20 protein-coding genes are annotated in these 19,314 nt (G+C 63.5%); 10 read left to right on the plus strand and 10 right to left on the minus strand.

The annotated features are described in order from the left end of the window. The first annotated feature begins 88 nt into the window (after positions 1–88). The gene (locus tag DEHOM01_RS03545) at positions 89–625 is read left to right on the plus strand and encodes a tetratricopeptide repeat protein (RefSeq protein WP_061211533.1); all 537 of its coding nucleotides are present in this window, start codon (positions 89–91) and stop codon (positions 623–625) included. A gap of 48 nt (positions 626–673) precedes the next feature. Here DEHOM01_RS03545 and DEHOM01_RS03550 read toward each other — a convergent pair whose 3' ends face one another. After that, positions 674–1,513: an exodeoxyribonuclease III gene (locus DEHOM01_RS03550; protein ID WP_061211534.1), complete on the minus strand. Its 840-nt coding sequence runs from the start codon at positions 1,511–1,513 to the stop codon at positions 674–676. Between the two features lie 48 nt (positions 1,514–1,561). Here DEHOM01_RS03550 and DEHOM01_RS03555 point away from each other — a divergent pair, with 48 nt between their 5' ends. Beyond that, complete coding sequence (locus tag DEHOM01_RS03555) at positions 1,562–2,407, plus strand: SDR family NAD(P)-dependent oxidoreductase (protein ID WP_061211535.1); 846 nt, start codon at positions 1,562–1,564, stop codon at positions 2,405–2,407. A 44-nt stretch (positions 2,408–2,451) separates the two neighbouring features. Here the strand turns inward: DEHOM01_RS03555 and ypfJ are convergent, their stop codons facing one another. Further along, positions 2,452–3,366, minus strand: coding sequence for a KPN_02809 family neutral zinc metallopeptidase (ypfJ, locus tag DEHOM01_RS03560; protein WP_061211536.1), 915 nt, complete (start codon positions 3,364–3,366; stop codon positions 2,452–2,454). Between the two features lie 144 nt (positions 3,367–3,510). On the opposite strand from ypfJ, the gene DEHOM01_RS03565 reads away from it, so the two are divergent. From DEHOM01_RS03565 to DEHOM01_RS03580, 4 genes are all read left to right on the plus strand, one after another. Further along, complete coding sequence (locus DEHOM01_RS03565; RefSeq protein ID WP_061211537.1) at positions 3,511–5,436, plus strand: AMP-dependent synthetase/ligase; 1,926 nt, start codon at positions 3,511–3,513, stop codon at positions 5,434–5,436. A 75-nt stretch (positions 5,437–5,511) separates the two neighbouring features. Next, positions 5,512–6,156: a DedA family protein gene (locus DEHOM01_RS03570; RefSeq protein WP_061211538.1), complete on the plus strand. Its 645-nt coding sequence runs from the start codon at positions 5,512–5,514 to the stop codon at positions 6,154–6,156. Continuing rightward, positions 6,156–6,788, plus strand: a complete 633-nt coding sequence (locus DEHOM01_RS03575) for a TrmH family RNA methyltransferase (RefSeq protein WP_061211539.1) — start codon at positions 6,156–6,158, stop codon at positions 6,786–6,788. The genes DEHOM01_RS03570 and DEHOM01_RS03575 overlap by 1 nt, the downstream gene beginning before the upstream one ends. 106 nt (positions 6,789–6,894) lie before the next feature. Continuing rightward, entirely contained in the window at positions 6,895–7,965 is a 1,071-nt protein-coding gene (locus DEHOM01_RS03580) for an NAD(P)-dependent alcohol dehydrogenase (RefSeq protein WP_061211540.1), read from the plus strand. A gap of 7 nt (positions 7,966–7,972) precedes the next feature. Here DEHOM01_RS03580 and DEHOM01_RS03585 read toward each other — a convergent pair whose 3' ends face one another. Continuing rightward, a complete protein-coding gene (locus DEHOM01_RS03585; RefSeq protein WP_061211541.1) occupies positions 7,973–8,665 on the minus strand; it encodes a response regulator in 693 nt (230 codons plus the stop codon). 118 nt (positions 8,666–8,783) lie between these two features. Here DEHOM01_RS03585 and DEHOM01_RS03590 point away from each other — a divergent pair, with 118 nt between their 5' ends. Next, entirely contained in the window at positions 8,784–10,808 is a 2,025-nt protein-coding gene (locus tag DEHOM01_RS03590; protein WP_061211542.1) for a sensor histidine kinase, read from the plus strand. Between the two features lie 148 nt (positions 10,809–10,956). Then, positions 10,957–11,982 (plus strand): class II fructose-bisphosphate aldolase, encoded by a 1,026-nt coding sequence (fbaA, locus tag DEHOM01_RS03595; protein WP_016663271.1) that lies wholly within the window; start codon positions 10,957–10,959, stop codon positions 11,980–11,982. 83 nt (positions 11,983–12,065) lie between these two features. Here fbaA and DEHOM01_RS03600 read toward each other — a convergent pair whose 3' ends face one another. Next, positions 12,066–12,467: a YccF domain-containing protein gene (locus DEHOM01_RS03600; RefSeq protein WP_061211543.1), complete on the minus strand. Its 402-nt coding sequence runs from the start codon at positions 12,465–12,467 to the stop codon at positions 12,066–12,068. Positions 12,468–12,530: 63 nt separating this feature from the next. After that, positions 12,531–13,091, minus strand: a complete 561-nt coding sequence (locus DEHOM01_RS03605; RefSeq protein ID WP_061211544.1) for a YagU family protein — start codon at positions 13,089–13,091, stop codon at positions 12,531–12,533. 261 nt (positions 13,092–13,352) lie between these two features. Here DEHOM01_RS03605 and DEHOM01_RS03610 point away from each other — a divergent pair, with 261 nt between their 5' ends. Both DEHOM01_RS03610 and DEHOM01_RS03615 read left to right on the plus strand, forming a co-directional pair. Next, the gene (locus tag DEHOM01_RS03610) at positions 13,353–14,930 is read left to right on the plus strand and encodes an MATE family efflux transporter (protein ID WP_061211545.1); all 1,578 of its coding nucleotides are present in this window, start codon (positions 13,353–13,355) and stop codon (positions 14,928–14,930) included. Positions 14,931–15,033: 103 nt separating this feature from the next. Beyond that, positions 15,034–15,504, plus strand: a complete 471-nt coding sequence (locus DEHOM01_RS03615; RefSeq protein WP_061211546.1) for a MarR family winged helix-turn-helix transcriptional regulator — start codon at positions 15,034–15,036, stop codon at positions 15,502–15,504. Here the strand turns inward: DEHOM01_RS03615 and DEHOM01_RS03620 are convergent. From DEHOM01_RS03620 to DEHOM01_RS03640, 5 genes are read right to left on the minus strand one after another with little or no spacing between them, the layout of a single operon-like run. Further along, positions 15,501–15,824: a DUF2516 family protein gene (locus DEHOM01_RS03620; protein WP_245630646.1), complete on the minus strand. Its 324-nt coding sequence runs from the start codon at positions 15,822–15,824 to the stop codon at positions 15,501–15,503. The two genes, DEHOM01_RS03615 and DEHOM01_RS03620, sit on opposite strands and share 4 nt — an antisense overlap. Continuing rightward, complete coding sequence (locus tag DEHOM01_RS03625; RefSeq protein WP_061211547.1) at positions 15,821–17,071, minus strand: FUSC family protein; 1,251 nt, start codon at positions 17,069–17,071, stop codon at positions 15,821–15,823. The genes DEHOM01_RS03620 and DEHOM01_RS03625 overlap by 4 nt, the downstream gene beginning before the upstream one ends. After that, positions 17,068–17,505, minus strand: a complete 438-nt coding sequence (locus tag DEHOM01_RS03630) for a hypothetical protein (RefSeq protein ID WP_061211548.1) — start codon at positions 17,503–17,505, stop codon at positions 17,068–17,070. The genes DEHOM01_RS03625 and DEHOM01_RS03630 overlap by 4 nt, the downstream gene beginning before the upstream one ends. Before the next feature lie 16 nt (positions 17,506–17,521). Further along, positions 17,522–18,613 carry a CAF17-like 4Fe-4S cluster assembly/insertion protein YgfZ gene (ygfZ, locus tag DEHOM01_RS03635; protein ID WP_061211549.1) on the minus strand — a complete coding sequence of 364 codons (1,092 nt, stop codon included), beginning with the start codon at positions 18,611–18,613 and terminating at the stop codon, positions 17,522–17,524. Beyond that, positions 18,610–19,290, minus strand: coding sequence for a heme-binding beta-barrel domain-containing protein (locus tag DEHOM01_RS03640; RefSeq protein WP_061211550.1), 681 nt, complete (start codon positions 19,288–19,290; stop codon positions 18,610–18,612). The genes ygfZ and DEHOM01_RS03640 overlap by 4 nt, the downstream gene beginning before the upstream one ends. Positions 19,291–19,314: the final 24 nt, after the last annotated feature.

Genomic DNA, 19,314 nt, shown 5'->3' on the forward strand with positions numbered 1-19,314 from the left:
CCTCCTTTTTGGCCCGGATCCCATCCCCCGCACACGCCTCTTCTTTGCTGAACATCGCCGCGCCCATTAATGAAGGAGGAACGCGTCCATGCTCGAAGCAACGCTCAAGCGCCCATCGCCACCCTCCGTTCCCTGCGCGGAAGCGGGCTGGCACATTGACCCCATGACACTGCGCCCCGTAATCGATGACGTCGAGGCGTTTGATCGGGAATTTGCCCACGACGACGCGCACGACATTATTCGAGCGCTCTGGAGCGGCGATCCCGTGACGGCGCTCGAGAGGTGCGAGGACAGGCTCGCTAAGGAGCCTTCATCGGTGCGCTTACGCGCGATTTCGGCTGATTGCCACCGGGATCTTGGCGAAACCGATCGAGCGATCGCTGAGTACCGTGTGCTGCTCGAAGAGTGCCGCGGCACCTCGTGGGAGGCCGTACTCCACCAGCACCTCGGGAAGGCGCTATTCGCGGCTGGCCACTACGACCTTGCCCTGAACGCCTTCGCGCAGGCATATGAGATGCGCGTGTTCACGGGGGCTGATCCGAGCCTCATTGATTCGAGTATGGCGGCGATGTCACGCACGCAGCACATGCTCGAGATCCAGCACCGCGCGCGGCGCCGCCGCTAGACCCAGCCGTCTGGCTAATTCCGACGCCTGCTGGCGCCCAGGCGATCCCTAGAGCTCAACGTCGACGATCACGGGTGCGTGATCGCTCGTGGATTTCTGCGCCCGTTCGGCAAGGTCGATCATCGCCCCGGTTGTTGCCGCGCGCACTGCGGGCGAGCCGAACAAGAAGTCGATGCGCATACCCTGCTTCTTCGCGAACTTGAGGCCCTTGTAGTCCCAATACGTGTAGGTCCCGGGGGCATCGAGCCAGTCGCGCGTGAGGTCGGCGTAGCCCGCGTTCTCGAGCGCCGCGATGGCGTCACGCTCGGGTGCGCTCACGTGGGTTTTCCCCTCGAAGGCCGCCATGTCCCAAACATCGGCGTCGGTGGGCGCGACGTTGAAGTCGCCCGTGAAGAGAGTCGCCGAGTTCTCGCCGGGCGCCTCGCCCGGCCCGCCGGCATCGAGGCGCGAGGCCGCGTAATCGCGCAGGGCCTCGAGCCACGCGAGTTTGTACGGATAGTGCGGATTGTCGAGTTCTCGCCCGTTCGGGACGTAAAGGCTCCACAGCTCAAGGGGCGCGCAGTCGCTCGAGGCGTCTCCCACGACGGCCCCAATGGCGCGGGCCTCGACGACCCCATCATCCCCTTCGCCCCAGGCGGGAATCGAGGGGATCTCGCGGCGCACCTCACGAAGGCCCACGCGCGAGGCGATCGCGACGCCGTTCCACTGGTTAAAGCCGTGGGCGGCGACTTCGAATCCGCGCTCGGTGAGCCCGCTGAGGTCGAGCTGCTCGGGTTTGGCTTTGATCTCCTGAAGTGCGATGACGTCGATCTTGCGGGTATCGATCACCTCGAGGAGGCGGGGCATCCGTGCGCGAAGGGAATTGATGTTCCAGGTGGCAATTCGCATGCGTCCATCCTATGGGTGCATGAAGGTTCGCGTGGATACGCTTAAGGCATGACTCTCGCGCTCATCACCGGCTCAACCTCCGGCCTCGGCCTCGAATTTGCGTGGCAGCTCGCAGGCAGCGGCCACGACCTCGTGCTCGTGGCGCGAAACGAGGATCGCCTCGCGGCAGTGGCCGCGCAGATTAAGGCGGTGTCTGGCACTCGCGTCAGCATTCTCCCGGCGGATATTTCGGTCCAGGCCGATGTGGAGCGCGTGGCCCGTCGCCTGCTCGACCCCGTTGACCCCATTGGCCTGCTCGTCAATAACACTGGGCATTCGGTGCGCGCCTCGTTTCTTGAAGGAGAGATCGAGGAGTTTCTCGAAGAGGTCGATTTCGACGTGCGCGCGACCCTGATCCTTGCACACGCAGCGGCGACGGCGATGACACGTAAGGGCGCCGGGGCGATCCTCAACGTCTCGTCGATGGCGGGGTTCACCGCGACAAACCTCTCGGCGGCGGCGAAGAGCTGGGTCGTTATTTTTACGGAGTACCTCGCGCAGGAACTCGAAGGAACGGGCGTGAGCGCGACCGTGCTGATTCCGGGTTTCGTGCACACCGAGAGCCACCACAACGCCGCCGTCAACATGGAGGGCGCGCCGCGCGTGACGTGGCTGAAGGCCCCGTTCGTCGTGCAGCATGCCCTCAAAGACGTGGCGGCGGGACAGGTCGTCTCGGTGCCATCGCTGGCCTACAACCCCGAAGCGCTCGGGCGGGCGACGCCCGGGGTGCTCAGGCGTGCATTCCAAAGCGAGGCGATCGCGCATGCCATGAGTAAGGCTCGTATGCGTAAGGTCGAGCGGGCCGCGGCGCGCAGATCGATGTTCGATCGATTGCTGCGCAAACCTCGGGACTGACCCCACGCCTGAAGGCGGAGAAAAGACGCGACGGCGCCGGATCGTTACGGCTGATCAACCGCGAACGTGTCGCACGCCTTGTAGGTGCCCTCGTTGTAGCCCTTCACGAACCAGTTGCGGCGTTGCGCTGAGGAGCCGTGCGTCCACGTGTCAGGCATGACCTGCCCGCCCGTAACTTCGCCCTGAATGTGGTCGTCGCCCACGGCGCTCGCGGCGCTGAGCGCATCGTCGACGTCCTTGTCGCTGAGGGGTTCGAGCATCGTCGTGCCGTTATCGTCGACCGTTGTCGCGGCGTGGTGAGCCCACATGCCGGCGTAGCAGTCCGCCTGAAGCTCAAGTCGCACCTGATCCGAATCGGGGCCCGTTCCCGAACGATCGATCGAATTCATCGTGCCGTCGAGGCGCTGAATGTGATGACCGTATTCGTGCGCGACAACGTAGGCCTTCGCGAGCTGACCGCTGCTCGCCCCGAAGCGCGAGCTGAGCTGCTGGTAGAACGAGGTGTCGACGTAGATCGTGGAGTCGGCGGGGCAATAGAACGGGCCCGTCGCAGAGGTGGCGGGACCGCAGCCCGTGTTAACCGAGTCGGTGAATACAACCGCCTGTGGTTCCTGAAACTTGAAACCGGCATTCTTAGCCTGGCCTTCCCACAGGGAGTCGGCGGACTCGACGGTGGCCTGTACGAGGCAGTCGTCGTTGTCGTTTGCGTCGGCGCCGGTTTGGCATTCCTCGAGAACGGTCCCCTGCTGAGGCTGCTGTGCACTTGGGGCGGGGCCGGCGCCGCCACCAAGCAGCATCGACGGATCGACTCCGAGGAAGAGTAAGACGATCACGAGGACGAGTGTGCCGAGGCCGCCGCCACCGAGGGCGATTGCGCCTCCGCGGCGCATGCCGCCCCCGCCGCCGGAGCTGCGGCGGGTGTTGTCGGAGCGGATCTCGGAATTGGGGTTGAAGGTCATGCTGCCAATCTACCGTTTTATGCCGGATTTTCCCCGGGGTTTGCGACCCGGAGGCAACGTGGCGATGTGATTCAGCGTCTAACCTTTAGACTGGTTACGGTTCCGTAGCCTGCGGTTCCGTATCCGACGCGAAAGTACCTATTTATGCCCACCTCTTTGCGCGAATACACGAGCCCGCTGCTTGTCGAATCGAACGATAGTGAGCGCCTCACCGACCTCTTCGTGAAACGGGATGGCGAGGCCCCCGAGCACATCGCCTTCCAGGTCCCTGCCGGCACCGATGCTGCGGGAGCGACCGTGTGGAGCGACGTGACCACGCGGGAGTTCTTCGATTCCGCTCGCGCCTTGGCGCGCCATTTCATCGCTGCAGGCGTGAGGCCGGGTGACGCGATTTCGATCATGGGGCCCACGCGCTACGAATGGGTACTCGCCGACGTCGCTGTGCTGTGGGCGGGTGCGGTCGTCGTGCCGATTTACGATACGAGCGCCCCGGCCCAGGTGGAGGCGATCGTCGAAGACGCGGGGGTCACGCGCGCCATTGCCGGCACCGCGCAGCAAGCCGAGTCGCTCACGCATGCCCTTGGCGGGGCGGATCGCGTGTGGACGATGGAAGAAGTGAGCGGCTACGAATGCGTGAGCGCGCTCGCGGCACGCGAGCCCGAAACACCGGTGAGCGAGGCTGATCTTGAGCGTGCGCGCACCTCCCGCACTCTCGAGGACGTCGCCACGATCGTCTACACGTCGGGAACGACGAGCGACCCGAAGGGCGTGCAGCTCACGCATGGCAATTTCGTGGCGCAGTTGCAAAATATCGGCGTCTCCCACGGGGAGGTGCTCAACGAGCACGGGTCGACGATCCTTTTTCTCCCGCTTTCGCACGTGCTCGCGCGCGGCGTGCAACTCATTTGCCTCGCGCTCGGGATGCGCGTCGCCCACCTCTCCGATACGTCGCGTGTCATCCCCACCTTCGCGGAGATCCGCCCGACGTTTGTCATGGTCGTTCCGCGCGTGCTCGAGAAAATCCTTAACGCTGTCGCCGCGCAGGCCGATAAAAAGCATGTGGGGCGCCTGTGGAAGGACGCGCGAGAGACAGCCGTGCGGATCGGCATGATTGGGGAAGGTTTTCACGAGAGGGAACGGCCGAAGCTTCCGTTCCGCCTCGCGGCGAAGCGTGCGCTTTACGAGCGCGTCTTCTATCGAACCATTCGCACGCTCTTGGGTGGGAATATTCAATACATCCTGTGCGGCGGCGCGAAACTTCACCCCTCGCTCGCGCTCGCGTTTCGAGGCTTCGGCATCCCGATCATCGAGGGCTATGGCCTCACGGAAACGACCGCCCCGATCGCCGCGAACCGCCCGGGTGACCTCACGGCGGGCAGCGTGGGTGTCCCCGTTCCCGGCACGACGATCCGCATCAGCGAGGAAGGTGAGGTGCTTGCGAAGGGGCCCGGGGTCTCGCCTGGATACCGCAATCCCGAGCACACGGCGGCGGCATATTCCGACGGTTTCTTGCGCACCGGTGATCTGGGAAGTCTCGATAGTTCCGGCCGCCTCACGCTGTGCGGACGCTCGAAGGATGTCATCGTGACCTCCGGCGGTAAGACGATCGAACCCGCCGGTTGGGAGGGCGCCGTCGAACAGCATCCGAGCGTGGCGTACGCGGTCGCCGTTGGCGATGATCGTCCCTACCTCACGGCGCTTCTCATCGAGCACACGGAGGACGGCGAGGTCTCGGGTGACGACATCGAGATCATTGAAAATCCCAAGCTCATCGCGGAAATCCTGCCCTATCTCGAGAACGCGAACCTCGACGTGTCGCGAACGGAACGCATCAAGAAGTTTGCGCTCGTACGGGCGAATCTCGCGGACCCGAACCTAGTCACGCCTTCGCTCAAGCTGCGTCGCGCGGCCTTCCTCGAGAAGGCGAAAGCGGCTATCGAGGAGCTTTATGAGAAGGCACCGAAGGCGTCGATTCACGAGATCGTGAAGCGTGAGATCGTCGAAAAGGCCTCGGAGATCAAGGCGAAAAGGGCGGATAAGCCGGAAAAGAGTGATTCCCCTGGTGAGTAGTGCCAGCTAAGGGGTACGTACACTTGGACGGCCGAACATGCGCTTCGGCCCGCGCACGAAAAGAAGGGTTTTTCCGTGAACATTGTTGAATGGGCGATTAGCATCATGAGCTCGATGGGGGGCTTCGGCGTGATGCTCCTGCTGCTGCTCGAATGCGTGTTTCCGCCGATCCCCTCGGAAGTGATCCTTCCGCTCGCGGGCGTAACCGCGGGAACGGGCGAACATTCGTTTTGGGTGTTGCTGATCTGGTCGGTGGTCGGCTCGACCCTGGGCGCCTTCATTCTTTACGGACTCGGGCGAATTCTCGGTCCCGAGCGCACGCGCGCCCTGTTCATTAAGCTCCCGCTTATCAACGTCGAGGATTACGAGAAGACGAACGCCTGGGTCGACAATCACGGGATGAAGGGCGTCTTCTTCGGGCGTTTCATTCCGGGCATCCGCTCGCTCATCTCGATCCCTGCGGGCATGTTTGCGATGAAGCTTCCCATGTTCACACTGCTGACGGCCCTGGGAAGCGCGATATGGAACTCGATCTTCCTCGCGTTCGGCTACTTCCTCGGCACGCAGTGGCACGTGATCGAGCCCTACACGGACATCTTCTCGAAGGTCTGCTACGTGCTCGTCATCCTCGTGGTGCTCTACTTCTTCGTGAAGCTCGTTCGTCGTGAGCGCCGCCGCAAGAGCCTCGGCCTTCCCGACCCAGACGACGCCGTCAAGTAATGTCTGGCGAGCGCGAAGTCGGCGTGGGCCCCTGGCAGGGGGACTGGCCGGAGGAACCTCACTACGATCCGGCGCTGCTTGAAGCGGGGGACCGTCGGAACGTTCCCGACCGATACCGGTACTGGCGCCGGGAAGCGATTATCGCGGATCTCGACGCCCACTACCGCAACGGCCTGCACGTCGCGATCGAGAACATTGACCATGACTTCAATATCGGCTCGATCGTGCGCACCGCGAACGCATTTGGGGTCGCGGCCTTCCACATCGTTGGAAAGAAGCGGTGGAATCGACGCGGGGCAATGGTGACGGATCGCTACCAGCACGAGTTTCACCACGCGAGGCCCGAAGACTTCCTCCAGTGGGCTCGCGACAACGATCGCGCGGTCGTCGCGGTCGATATCGTCCCCGGCGCCGTCCCTCTCGAACACACGCGCCTACCGGAAAACGCCGTGCTCGTGTTCGGTGAAGAAGGCGGGGGAGTGTCGAAGCCGCTCATCGATGCGGCTGCGCTCACGGTCGCGATTTCTCAGTTCGGCAGCACGCGCTCGATCAACGTCGGGCACGCTGCCGCGATTGTGATGCACACGTGGGTGAGTCAACACGTCGAGATTCCGCGCGAACTAACGCTGTAGCTGCGGGAGCGACGAGGATCGTCAGAGATGTTTCTGACCTGGGAAGTAGGGTGAAAGGGCAACGGCGCAAACCGCCGAACACCCGATCCATGGTTAGGAGCACACCATGAGCATTACCGTGAAAGCTCTGCAAAAAACTGGCCCGGAAGAGCCCTTCAAGGTCGTCAATATCGAGCGCCGCGAGCCACAGGGAACCGATGTTCTCATCGACATTAAGGCCGCCGGCGTGTGCCACAGCGACATCCACACGATTCGCAATGAGTGGGGCCCCGCGAAGTTCCCACTCGCCGTTGGCCACGAGATCGCGGGAGTGGTCGAGGCCGTCGGCCCCGACGTCACGAAGTACAAGGTCGGCGACCGCGTTGGTGTCGGCTGCCTCGTCGGTTCGTGTGGCGAGTGCGAGCAGTGCAACAAGGGTTTCGAGAACAACTGCTTGAACGGCGCGATCGGCACCTATAACGCGATCGATGAGGACGGCACCGTCACTCAGGGCGGCTACTCACAAAAGGTCACCGTGCGCGAGCGTTTCGTGTGCCGCATTCCCGACTCACTCGACTTTGATGTGGCCGCACCGCTTCTGTGCGCAGGTATCACGACCTATTCGCCGCTCGCGACGTGGGAGGTAGGCGAAGGCCAGGAGGTCGCGGTCGCGGGTCTCGGTGGGCTCGGCCACATGGGCGTGCAGATTGCCGCGGCGAAGGGCGCCGAGGTGAGTGTCATTTCTCGCTCGCGTAAAAAGGAAGAGGACGCCCTCGCGCTTGGCGCGAAGGAACTCCTCGCCACCGGTGAGGACGAAAACTTCTTCGAGACCCACAAGGGCAAGTTCGATTTCATTCTCAACACGATCAGCGCCGAGTTCGACCTCCCGGGCTTCATGGATCTGCTCAAGCCGGGCGGAAAAATGGTGCTCGTCGGCCTTCCTCCCGAGGGCATGCCGATCCCAACCCGTTCCCTCACGGGCGGTCGCAAGGTTCTAGCCGGCTCAAACATTGGCGGCCTCCCCGAGACCCAGGACATGCTCGACTTCTGTGGAGAACACAACATCGGCGCGAAGATCGAGATCATTGGCGTGAACGACGTCGATGCGGCCTACGATCGCGTCGTCAAGGGGGATGTGCACTTCCGTTTCGTCATCGATACCTCGACGTTCGACGACGCCGAGGTTGAGGAGGCCTGAGCCCCGCTCAGTCTTCGCCGATTTCCACGAGTCCCGATTCGTAGGCGGCCACGACGATCTGTGTGCGGTCGCGAAGGCATAGTTTTTGCAGGATGTGGGACACGTGGGTTTTCACGGTGGGCTCCGCGAGAAACATCGTGGAGCCCACTTCAGCATTAGAGAGCCCTTTCGCGACGAGCTTCGCGACCTCGCGCTCACGGTCCGTGAGAGCAGCAATGGCCTTGGTGAGGGCGGGATCGGTCCGACGCTGGCTGCGCGTAAGCGCGCCAAAATCCTCAATGACTTTCCGCGTGATGGAGGGGGAGAGGAGGGCCCCACCGCGATAGACCTTCCGCACGGCATCGACGAGTTCCTCGACTTCGGCGTCCTTGAGCAGGAAGCCGCTCGCGCCTCCCTTGAGAGCCGTGAACACGTAGTCGTCGGCGTCGAAAGTGGTGAGGATGATGACGCGCGGCGCGGGATCGAGACCGGCGCGGAAGATTTCCTCCATCGCGGCGAGCCCGTCGAGGTTCGGCATACGGATGTCCATGAGGATGATGTCGGGCCGATTCTTAAGCGCGGCGTCGATGGCTTCGCGGCCGTCGGAGGCAGTGGCGACGACGTCGATGTCTGCTTGCGCTGCGAGGAGTGCCTCGAAGCCGGCGCGCACCATGGGCTGGTCGTCAGCGATGATGACGCGGATGGGGGAGTTTTGGCTCATGTCTTAAGCCTAGGTCAGAGGGCGCGCCCTCACGCGAATAACGGCTCATCCATAAGTATTGCCGTGAACAAGACCGGGGGGTGATGTCGAGTTCTGCCTGGGCGTCTACGGTTAACCCATGGCAGAAGTAGGAGAGAACGCGCCCGGCGCGCACGCGGTCGCGCCGTGGTCGAAAGCGCCGCTCAAAGCGCACGCTAAGCAACTGGGACGCGACTTCCTCTACGTCTTCCCAAGCCTCGTGCTTGGCCTTCTCGTGGGCGGCACGCTCTTTACACTCGGCTTTCTCACCGTCTTTTCGCTTGCCTTCCTCCTCATCGGTCTTCTGTTCTTGCCGGGCATCCTGCTCGCGGGCGGCTTCGCTGCTGACCTCACGAGAGTCCGCTCCAATGTGTGGAGCGGTGAGAAGGCACTTCGCCCCCGCACGAAAGTCCCCGAGTTCCACTCGTTCGCCGAGTACTTCCGTCTCCTCGGAAACCTGCGACTGTGGCTCGACTTCATCAGCGAGGCCCTCGTTCTTAACACCGTGCGCGTGACTGCCGCGTTGGTCCTTGGTGCCCAGGTTATTTTCACGCTTCTTTGCGGTCTGTTCTTCCCGTTCGTCACGCTCATCGATTTCACGTACGAGTCGGGAATGGCCAGTTTTGTTGTGCATAGGTTCAACCCAACCGTGGGCCTCGAGCCATACGCGCGCACACTCGCCTTAGTTGACTCAGCACTCTATGTAGGCCTTGGCCTCGTGCTCCTCGCCCTGTTTCCCTTCACCGTGCACATTGCCGCGCGTCTTGAGAACGGCCTCGTGCGTGAGATTCTCGAGGGGGACTCCTTCGCGACGATCAGCTTCAAGGGATGGGCGACTGCGGTGATCGCGGTCATCGCGCCGATGCGCATCGCCATTTCGGGTGACGGTGCCCTGTGGGAGCACATCGCGCCGCGGTACCTTCCCTTCGGCCTGTTCACGATCCCGGTCACAGGGCTGGCCTTTTCTTTGCTCGCGCTCACCTGGGCGCTCGCCTTCATCTTCCTCGTGCGGCGGCCGAAGCTCGGCTCCGTGCTCGCATGCGTCTCGTTTGTGGTGTCCTACGGCGGGATCATCACGCTCACCATCGTGAAGTTCAATGGCCAGGTGTTCATGCCCGGCACGGAGGTTCCGGTTCTACTCGCCGGGCTCGCCCTCTTCACCCTGAGCCTTCACCGGAACGTCAAACACAGCACCGGAGTGTTCGGCGCCTTCAGCGTGATCGCGCTGATGGGAACGATTGCGAGGTGCGTGGTGACGCACGGGCGCGCCTCCACCTCCGTGGACTTCATCCAGTGGAGCTTCCTCATTTTGGGCGTCATGCTCGTCATGTGGATCGTCGCGGCGGCCTTCGGATACGGGCTTCGCTGGCTCGCCGATTCGGCTCGCGACGTCTCGCGTGAACGGGCGGCACGCCGCGAAGCCGAAGAGCGCCAAGAGCGTGCCTTCGCCGAGAGCGCCGAGCTCAGTGAGAGAGCCCGCATCGCGCGCGAAATGCACGACGTGGTCGCCCACTCGATGTCGGTCATCAGCGTCCAAGCACAAACCGCTCCCTACCGCCTCGCAGAATCACAACTCGACGAAGCGACACGCGCCGAATTCGCCTCAATAGCCGCGACCTCGCGCAACGCCCTTCAAGAAATGCGTGCCCTCCTCACGATGCTGCGCGGCACCGGTAGCGAAGAAGATGTCGCGAGGGCCCCGCAGCCCGAGCTCAAGGATCTCCCCGAACTCGTGCAACGCTCGCGCGATGCCGGCGCCCACGTGAGCCTCACCGTGCCAGAGGCGGGCATCCCCGCAGTCCCCGCAACCGTCGGACTCGCCCTCTACCGCGCCGCCCAGGAGGGACTCGCCAACGCGCTCAGGCACGCACCCGGAAGCGACATTCACATCACGCTCATGACGAGTGAACATGTCACCGGCATCGACGTCGTCAATACCGCACCGCCCGAGGACTTCGAGCCTGCGCCCGGCTCCGGAATGGGGCTGCGCGGCGTTCGCGAGAGGGCCAACGCGCTCGGCGGCACCGTGAATGCGGGGGCGCATGCCGACGGTTCCTACAGCCTCATCGTGCGAATTCCGCACGCCGGAACGTGGGCAGCCGTCGGACAGCCCACGCCCCAGTGACCACTCGTGTGGCTCAGATCTCACGTTTCGTGCTGGGAGTGGCCCGTCCCCGAGCGTCCCGAACGACGTGTGGAAGAATGAAAGGGCAAACGCAACGTGGATCTGCGAGGTACACGGGTGCCCGCGATCCCCACTCGAAGGAGCACACATGCCTGTTGCAACCCCGGAACAGTTCAACGAAATGATCGACCGCGCGAAGGAAGGCAAGTTCGCCTACCCCGCGATCAACGTGTCGAGCTCGCAGACTGCGATTGCCGCACTCCAGGGCTTCGTCGAAGCCGAGTCTGACGGCATCATCCAGGTGTCCGTCGGCGGCGCCGAGTACCTCTCCGGTTCGACCGTGAAGAACCGCGTTCGCGGCTCGATCGCTCTTGCGAAGTTCATCCACGAGGTTGCCGAGGACTACAACATCACGGTTGGTGTTCACACCGACCACTGCGCGAAGGAAAACCTTCCCACCTGGGTTGAGCCCCTCATTGAATGGGACCTCAACGAGCGCGTCAACAAGGGCCTGAACCCGCTGTTCACCTCCCACATGTGGGACGGCTCGGCCGTTCCGGTCGACGAGAACCTTGAGATCGCCAAGCGCCTCCTCGAGAAGACCGTGGAAGCGAAGAAGATCCTCGAGATCGAGGTTGGCGTCGTCGGCGGCGAGGAAGACGGCTACTCGGCGGACGTCGACGAGTCGAAGCTCTTCTCGACCCCGGAAGACGGCCTCAAGACCGCCGAAGCCCTCGGCCTCGGCGAAAACGGCCGCTACATCACCGCCCTCACCTTCGGTAACGTGCACGGCGTGTACAAGCCGGGCAACGTTCGCCTCACCCCGTCGATCCTCCTCGACATCCAGAAGGCCGTTGGCGAGAAGTACGGCAAGGACATGCCGTTCGACCTCGTGATGCACGGTGGCTCGGGCTCGACCCTCGAAGAGATCCAGGAAGCTGTCGACAACGGCGTCATCAAGATGAACGTTGACACCGACACCCAGTACGCCTTCTCGCGCCCCGTTGCGGGCCACATGCTCGAGAACTACGAGGGCGTCCTCAAGATCGATGGTGAGGTCGGCAACAAGAAGATGTACGACCCGCGTTCGTGGGGCAAGAAGGCCGAGGCTGGCATGGCAAAGCGCGTCGTCGAGGCGTGCGAGAACCTCCGCTCGGCTGGCCACAAGATGTGATCCTCGTCTGAGGTAGCGAAAGCGCCCCTTCCCGGATAGCGGGAGGGGCGCTTTTGTGTCGCTGAGTGTGTAGAGGCGGGCGCTCAGATCACGCGTGAGTCGCCGGTCGTGACGATCTCCTTGCCGAAGGGGAAGCAGGTGATGGGGATGAGCTTGAGGTTTGCCCACGCGAGCGGAAGGCCGATGATCGTCACGGCCTGTGCAAGCGCGGTCGCGACATGGCCTGCCGCAAGCCACAGGCCCGCGATGAGGAACCACACGACGTTGCCGAGGGTTCCCACCGCGCCAAGGGGCCGCACCTGCACGGCTTCGCGACCGAACGGGAAGATCACGTAGTTCGCGATGCGGAAGCTCGCCACGCCAAACGGAATCGTGACGATGAAGATGCACGCGATGATGCCCGCGAGGATGTATCCGAGCCACAGCCAAAGGCCGGCGGTAATAACCCAAATGATGTTGAGAATGACGTTGATGATGGTGCGCATACCACCAACGTACTCCCCGAAAAGGAAGAGTGCGAGGGCCGTCCGGGCCAGAGCACTACGGCATTAGCGAGCGCCGTCCGTAGCCTCGAGCGCAACCCACGGATCCGGCTCGTGAGTGAAACGATTGCGAAGGTCGCGACGCACGATTTCAATACTCCACATCCAGATGATGTGGCCGAAGAACTCGCTCACGTGCTCCTGCCACGGCTGATCCCACGGCGCGGGCACCGTGCCGAGTGCAGGCATGAGCAGGACGTGGAAAACGACGTGGATGACGATGCCGAATGCTGCACCCTGCCACAGGGTGATCTTGGGGAAACGCTCGGCAACAACGCAGTAGAGAACCGCGAAGACAATCGCAAAGCTGAAGTGGACGATGAAGCTCATGATTGGCAGGCCGTTGCCATTGAAATGAACGAGCGTGTGGGTGACGTCCTCGCTGAGTCCCAGTTGCTGTAGGAGCTGCTGCGGCGGGTTGGTGGCGTTGCGCTCGGGTGTGCGCGGTGGGAATGGCACCTCCCAGCCAAACTTCACGATTGCGGAGAACAAGCCGCCGATGAGGCCCACGAGGAGGGCGGTCGCGTAGCGGCGGCGAGAAGGGTCTGTGGTCGAAGGAAGTGCCATGATTGCCTTTCGGATGTGGCCCGACGGTTGCCGTGCCACCGTCGGACTCAAAAGCGCACCCTGGGCGCGCGCCCTTTACCCTAGCCACCCATACGCCCGGTAGGAGGGGTCGAAAGTCCGCACGTCATGAACCTCCGCGGATCAGCCGCAGATGCGGTCTCACAATGTGGGGGAAGCGTCCTTCGCCCTCGCATCGGGAGCCCGCGCGACTAGACTAGATCCGTTTTCAACGATCCGGAGGGCGAGGAAGGCGGAGCACGCGTGTCACAGTCGCAGGGCCTCTTGAGGGGAACGCCGTGGAAAGCGATCGTGCTCTTCTCGGTGCCGCTTTTGATCGGCAACGTCGTGCAGCAGCTCTACCAGTTCGTCGATGCGATGGTCGTGGGCCGCCACCTCGGGGTCCTCGCTCTTGCCTCGGTGGGTGCGAGCATGAGTCTTCTGTTCCTCATCACGGGGTTTGCGTGGGGCATGACGAGTGGTTTCGCGATCCCCGTCGCGCAAGCGTTCGGCGCGAACGACATCAAGGGGCTCAGGCGTTCGGTCGCGGCCGGAGCGATTCTCTCGGGCGCCACGAGTCTCCTCATGACCCTCGTCGGCACTATTTTTATTCGACCGTTGCTCCAGCTCATGCAAACCCCGCCGGAGCTCATCGACGACGCCGCGACGTTTGGGTTCTGGAGCTTTCTGTTCATGTTCACGCTCGTGTTCTTCAACTTCCTCGCGGCGATTATCCGCGCGGTGGGGGACTCGCGCACACCTCTCGTGTTTCTCGCGATTGCGTGCCTTCTCAACGTCGCCCTCGTGATCGTCTTTGTGGCGGTGCTCGACTGGGGTATCGCCGGCGCAGCGTTCGCTACGGCGGTCTCGCAGCTCACATCGGTGCTTCTCTGCGTCACCTGGGTGCGGTGGCGCATCCCCGTGCTACACATGGGCCTCGACGACTGGAAAGTGACGATGCCCGAGCTGCGAGAGCATTTGAACCTGGGCCTTCCGCTCGGCTTCCAGACCTCGGTGATTGCGATCGGCACGATCGCCGTCCAGGTGCGCCTCAACGACCTCGGGCCCAACGCGGTCGCTGCCTTCACCGCGGCAGGAAGGGTCGATGGTATCGCCGTCACCTTCCTCGCGTCCCTCGGGCTCGCAACTTCGACCTTCGTCGCGCAGAACTACGGTGCGCGCCAGATTGATCGCGTCAAGCACGGTGTGCGGCAGTCGCTCGTCGTGAGCATCATCGTGTCGATCGTGATCGGCCTCGCCCTGTTCCTCCTCGGCGCCGTGTTCGTCGAGCTCTTCATCGGGAATGAGCAGCCCGTGGTGCTCAACCTTGCCCACGACGCCCTCAAGATCTACTCGGTGGCCTATTGGATCCTCGGAGTGCTGTTCGTGGTGCGTGGCGCGCTTCAGGGGCTTGGTCACATGAAGCCTCCGTTCTACTCGGGCATCGCCGAGCTCGTTATGCGCGTCTTCACCGCCGTTGTGCTCGGCGCTCTTTTCGGCTTCATCGGTGTTGCGTGGGGCGCGCCGCTCGCATGGATCGGGTCGATTGCGCTGCTCATTCCCTCCTACATCGTCATTAGCCGGAAGCTTGATGAACGCACCTACCGCTCGGGGCCGCGCACCGAAGAGATCGAGGTTCTCTCCGCGCCGTTGCTCGCCGAGAAGGGCGTCGTGGCCGACCCGACGATCCTTCAGGGCGAAAGCTTCGAGGACGTGCGCACGGGCCCGATCCCTATCGTCCGCGACCGAGGTGAAACCGGTCAGTTCCCCGCCCTTGACGAGACCTATGTCCTCACGGATGACGAACCAACATCCGAAGATCCGGAAGATGAACAGGCGTAGAACCACGAGTGTCGCACGAGTGAGTTTCTGCCAGGTTTGATGGTGCATACTTGCCTGTGCCCCGCGCGGGAAGAGTGCCCGCTGCCGAGCAGGAAGGTTCACCGTGTCCGCACAAGGCCGCACATTGACACCGCTCGTCGAGATCATCGACGAAATGCTCCTTATTTCGCGCCGAATCCAGGCTCTCAACGTTGATATTCCCGGCATGCGAGGGCTCTCAACGGTCGAAGCGATGATCCTCCGACATATCGGCCGCACCCCGGGTATTACGCCGGGAAAGGTGGCCGAAGACATCATTCTGCGGCCATCAAACGCGAGCGCCGCGATCCGCGACCTCGAGAGCAACGGCCTCGTGGGCCGCGTGCCAGACATGGTCGATCGCCGCTCCAATCACCTGTTCATCACCGAAAAGGGCGAGCGGGCGGTCGCAGCTATGCACGAGGCCTGGGAACAGTACTACGCGGGAACGCTCGCTGCCGCCGATGTTGAGGACGGCCGCGCTCTCGTGCGTGCGATGGGCGAGCGGGTGCGCGCCACGATGACGGGCGAGGACGCCGAAGACGAAGAGGCCTAGCGCGAGCCTCGCCCCTGCGCGTTACCCATGACCTGGCGCAACGCGGGAAGGACATCGGCAAGGAATACGCCTGCCATGACGAAGCCGATGATCTGAAGCATGATCGTGAAAGGCCCCACTCCGCGCCCGAGTCCTGTGACAACACCGATGACGAGCGCGCCAGCGGTCATAAGCGCCCAAAAAGTCTTCGTCCGCTTAAAAGCTGCGTCGTAAGCCCTCGCCGGGAAACGCAGGGCATTCACGAGTGCCCACGCCTCGATCGCCACAAAAACGACGGCGAGGGCGAGCGACAGGTAGTACGCGATGGTGTAGGTAATCACGGATTCATTCTACGGTCGGGATCGGTGCGGTCGGTGATGAGAAGCTCGAGCGCTTCGGTCGAGGCGGGAGGCTCAACCGCCTTCATTTCGCGCGTAATGGGGCGAGGGCCCACGATATCCGCGTCGGCGACGACGATGAGGGACGGCAGGAAGCGGCGCGCGTCAGAGCTCGGAAGGCCGGTCGCCTCGAGGAGATCGACCGCGAGGGCACGCAGCTGAATAACGAGGGAAATCCCCTCAAAATGGCCGAGGCGCCCGACGGTTCCCTCCGCCGTAGCGAGCAGAGTTTCGGGAGTGAGGTGCGCGCAAAAGAGGCGAAGCTTGCGCCGAGCCTTCGTGAAGTCCGCCTCCGTGTCGACACCGGCCTGGATCTCGTCGATGGCGTCGACTGCCGCGGTGAAGGCCTCGCCCAGATTTGGAAACGTGTGGGGCTGCGTGACCCGCAAGAATTCGGCCTCTCGTCGCGCGATCACGCGGGCGTTGCGCATGGCGCGGTCGCTTCCCACAAGCAGGTGCTTCACGCGGTTGACGTGCTCGTGATGGCGGTGGAGGGTCGGCGAGTAGCTCGTGAGCTCATTAGCCGTGTCGTTCGCGAGGGCCCAGGCGTCGGTGTGAAGCTGCGATGTGTTCCTGAGGTGCGTGAGCGCTTTCGTCGCGAGCCGCATATCGCCTATGCGTGCCGCCTCCGCGAGCTGCGTGAGGGTGTCTTTGAGTTCGGTAAAGAAACTATCGGCAGCCTTTCGTTGCTCTCGGCGAGGGTCGCGTGAGAAGGCGATGTGGACGATAAGCCCGAGCGAGATGCCCGTAATCGCATCGAGTGCTCGCCCCTGCGGTGTCATGGTCGGGGTTTGCGGCAACAGCAGAACGATCATCGACTGGATGCCCACCTGGATCGAGAAGATGACGCTGGCCTTGATAAAGCGCGAGAACATCAGCGACACGAGCAGAGTGACGAAGAGTTGCCATGTGCCCGAGCCAATGACGAGGCGGGCGATTTCGCCGAGGATGATCCCCGTGAACACGCCCGTGCTCATGTCGATGCTCTTGCGGATCTTTGTTTCGAGCGTCAGCCCGATGATGAGGAAGGCGGTGATGCCGGCGTAGAACGGCGCGACGTGGCCCCACAGATGCTGCGAGAGCCAATAGGCGGCCGCGGCGGTGAATGCCGCAAGCAGAATCTGCCAGGCTCCGTTGCGGGCGCGAGAAGCACCCGAGCGCGCCCATTTTCGATACCGGGGCTCCTTCACTCCCTGACCCTCCTCGCGGGGGCGACGGGTTCGCGAAGGCGTAGCTCAAGAAGCTTATCGATTTCGAACCACTCCCCGTCGCGGCCGCCGCGTCCCACGATGAGAGGAGCGCTCTTGGGCTCGAGCGTCGCCCCCTTAAGCCGCGTGAGGAGGTCGCCCGGGGCCGAAAGGATGTAGTAGTTGCCGTCGGTATCGATGCCGACCGTACGATCCGACTTCAGGTACCAACCGATGTGAGTGGTTTTCACGGGGCGCGAGCCCTTGTAGGGGAGTGCCCGCAGGGGGTGCGGTTCGATCCCGGCTTCGCGCAGGCGTGCAATCCCGTCGCGGATGATCGCCGTGGCCTTCTCGTGCTCCTCGCGCTCCGCTCGGCGCAAGTTGCGTTCCTGGACCTCGAAGATCTCCGCTTTGCGGGACTTCCACTCCTCGTCCACGTGGGACTCCTTTTGACTATCGGCGAAGCTGCGCCGTTTTCGGGCGTTGGCCGTGGTCGCGTACGGCAACGATCGTGACTTGCGAGGCGTCGAGCCGCACGGTTGCCTCACCGACCTCGAAGGCGACGATGAGGGCGGCATCGTGGGGGACCGCGCGCTTGAGGACTGCCAGTGCAACTGGTCCTTCGTCGGCATGGAGCGCGCTCGAGGTGAGCTCTCCCACCTTCTTGGATCCGAAGAAGACGTCCGCTCCAACGGGGGCGGGCATGTCCTGGGAGCCGTCAAGGTGGAGGCGCACGAGCCTCCGGGGCGGCTGACCAAGATTGAGAACCTTCGCGACCGTCTCTTGGCCACGATAGCAGCCCTTCGCCGTGTGAACGGCGGTGCGCAGAAGGTCGAGCTCATGCGGGATCGTTTTTTCATCGACCTCCCGCACGAGGCGAGGGCGATGATTCACGATGCGCAGCGCCTCCGCTGCCCACAGCCCCGCGAAGAGCTCGGGTTTTCTCAGTGGCGCGTCCGGCTTGCGAAGCTCGGCGTCGCTCACGAGCGACAGGCGCCAAGGCTCGGGAAACTCCGGATCGGGACCGTAGGCCACACCGCCGACAGCGACCTTTGGCCAGTGCTGGATCCACACGGCAGCGGGGGCGGGCACCTCGCCGCAGACGTCCTCAACCGGCGCGCACGATCCGAGTACGTGGAGATCGTCGCGGTCAACGAGGTCGATGCGGCTTGCGAACGTCATGAGCTCGAGGTACGCGCGAAGACGCTCGCGCGTGCCCGGATCGGTGATGAGGAAGAATGAATCGCTCCCAGTTGCGACCTGCATGAACGCCTCCACTCGCCCCTGTGGGCTGAGCACGCACGCTTCGAATGAGTCGCCCTCGGCGCGATCGGTAAACACCTGGGAGGTCACGGTCGTGAGCCACGGTGCGCGATCCTCGCCTCGCACTTCGAGAACCTCGAAGTGTCCAAGATCGACGATGGCGCTGCCCGCTACAAGCCGCCTCTGCTCACGCAGGGGAGCGCCGTAGTGCGCGGGGACCGCGGCATCGGGCCCGGTCTCCTCGTGGATGGCGCGAAAGCTGACGAGGGGGGCGGGGCTCACGCCTCCGCCTCGCCTTCGTCGGCGGCACGGTCGAGCTCGACCGAAAGATACGGGCGCAGCGACGCGGGGGAGGAGCCGACCTCCTGAAGCCACATGAGGCGCCCGCCCACGAGCCCAAACATGCGCGCGCCGTGAGAATCGGCGCCGTTTGCCGCACCGAGGTCTTGGGTCGCGAGCTGGATACGCGGGCCGCGCACCTCTCCCGCCCAGTGTTCTGCGGGCGTGAGGCCAAATGCGCCCCGACGCTGCATGGTCAGGCTCACGCCGTGAGACAGATAGCTCTCGGGGCTTCCGGGCTTCGCGTTGTGCGCGGCCTCTTCGTCCTGGCCGGGAAGTACTCCCGTCGTGCGCCACGTGCCCTTTTCCTCAAGGAGAAGCTCGCGCACAAGCTCGGTCGCGCTCGTTGACTGGGAGGCGTCGGCCTTTTCCTCGTCCTTTTCATAGAACGCCGTTGTTGGCGGTTCGGGAGCAGGCGAGTCGAGAACCCACGTGCGCATCGACCATGCGAGCCCGCCGGAGGAATCCGGGGCCACGGTGAGACGCTGCTCGATCGCGCGGCCCACCTCTTCGCCGTTTTCTCCCCTGAGCTGTACGGCGCCCGTGCCCTCCCAAGCGCCCACGAGCCACGCGAGCGGGTAGAGCGACGGGTCGAGATTCTCATCGATGACGATGGGCACAAGAACTCCCTACTGACTAGTGGT

It is taken from the genome of Dermabacter hominis NBRC 106157 (assembly GCF_001570785.1).
Lineage (GTDB): Bacteria > Actinomycetota > Actinomycetes > Actinomycetales > Dermabacteraceae > Dermabacter > Dermabacter hominis.

Bases quoted from the DNA above. Each gene is read 5' to 3' on its own strand.
- fbaA (WP_016663271.1), top strand. From the start codon at position 10,957: ATGCCTGTTGCAACCCCGGAACAGTTCAACGAAATGATCGACCGCGCG.
- DEHOM01_RS03550 (WP_061211534.1), bottom strand. From the start codon at position 1,513: ATGCGAATTGCCACCTGGAACATCAATTCCCTTCGCGCACGGATGCCC.
- ypfJ (WP_061211536.1), bottom strand. From the start codon at position 3,366: ATGACCTTCAACCCCAATTCCGAGATCCGCTCCGACAACACCCGCCGC.
- DEHOM01_RS03590 (WP_061211542.1), top strand. From the start codon at position 8,784: ATGGCAGAAGTAGGAGAGAACGCGCCCGGCGCGCACGCGGTCGCGCCG.
- DEHOM01_RS03600 (WP_061211543.1), bottom strand. From the start codon at position 12,467: ATGCGCACCATCATCAACGTCATTCTCAACATCATTTGGGTTATTACC.
- DEHOM01_RS03545 (WP_061211533.1), top strand. From the start codon at position 89: ATGCTCGAAGCAACGCTCAAGCGCCCATCGCCACCCTCCGTTCCCTGC.
- DEHOM01_RS03580 (WP_061211540.1), top strand. From the start codon at position 6,895: ATGAGCATTACCGTGAAAGCTCTGCAAAAAACTGGCCCGGAAGAGCCC.
- DEHOM01_RS03565 (WP_061211537.1), top strand. From the start codon at position 3,511: ATGCCCACCTCTTTGCGCGAATACACGAGCCCGCTGCTTGTCGAATCG.
- DEHOM01_RS03585 (WP_061211541.1), bottom strand. From the start codon at position 8,665: ATGAGCCAAAACTCCCCCATCCGCGTCATCATCGCTGACGACCAGCCC.
- DEHOM01_RS03575 (WP_061211539.1), top strand. From the start codon at position 6,156: ATGTCTGGCGAGCGCGAAGTCGGCGTGGGCCCCTGGCAGGGGGACTGG.
- DEHOM01_RS03605 (WP_061211544.1), bottom strand. From the start codon at position 13,091: ATGGCACTTCCTTCGACCACAGACCCTTCTCGCCGCCGCTACGCGACC.
- DEHOM01_RS03555 (WP_061211535.1), top strand. From the start codon at position 1,562: ATGACTCTCGCGCTCATCACCGGCTCAACCTCCGGCCTCGGCCTCGAA.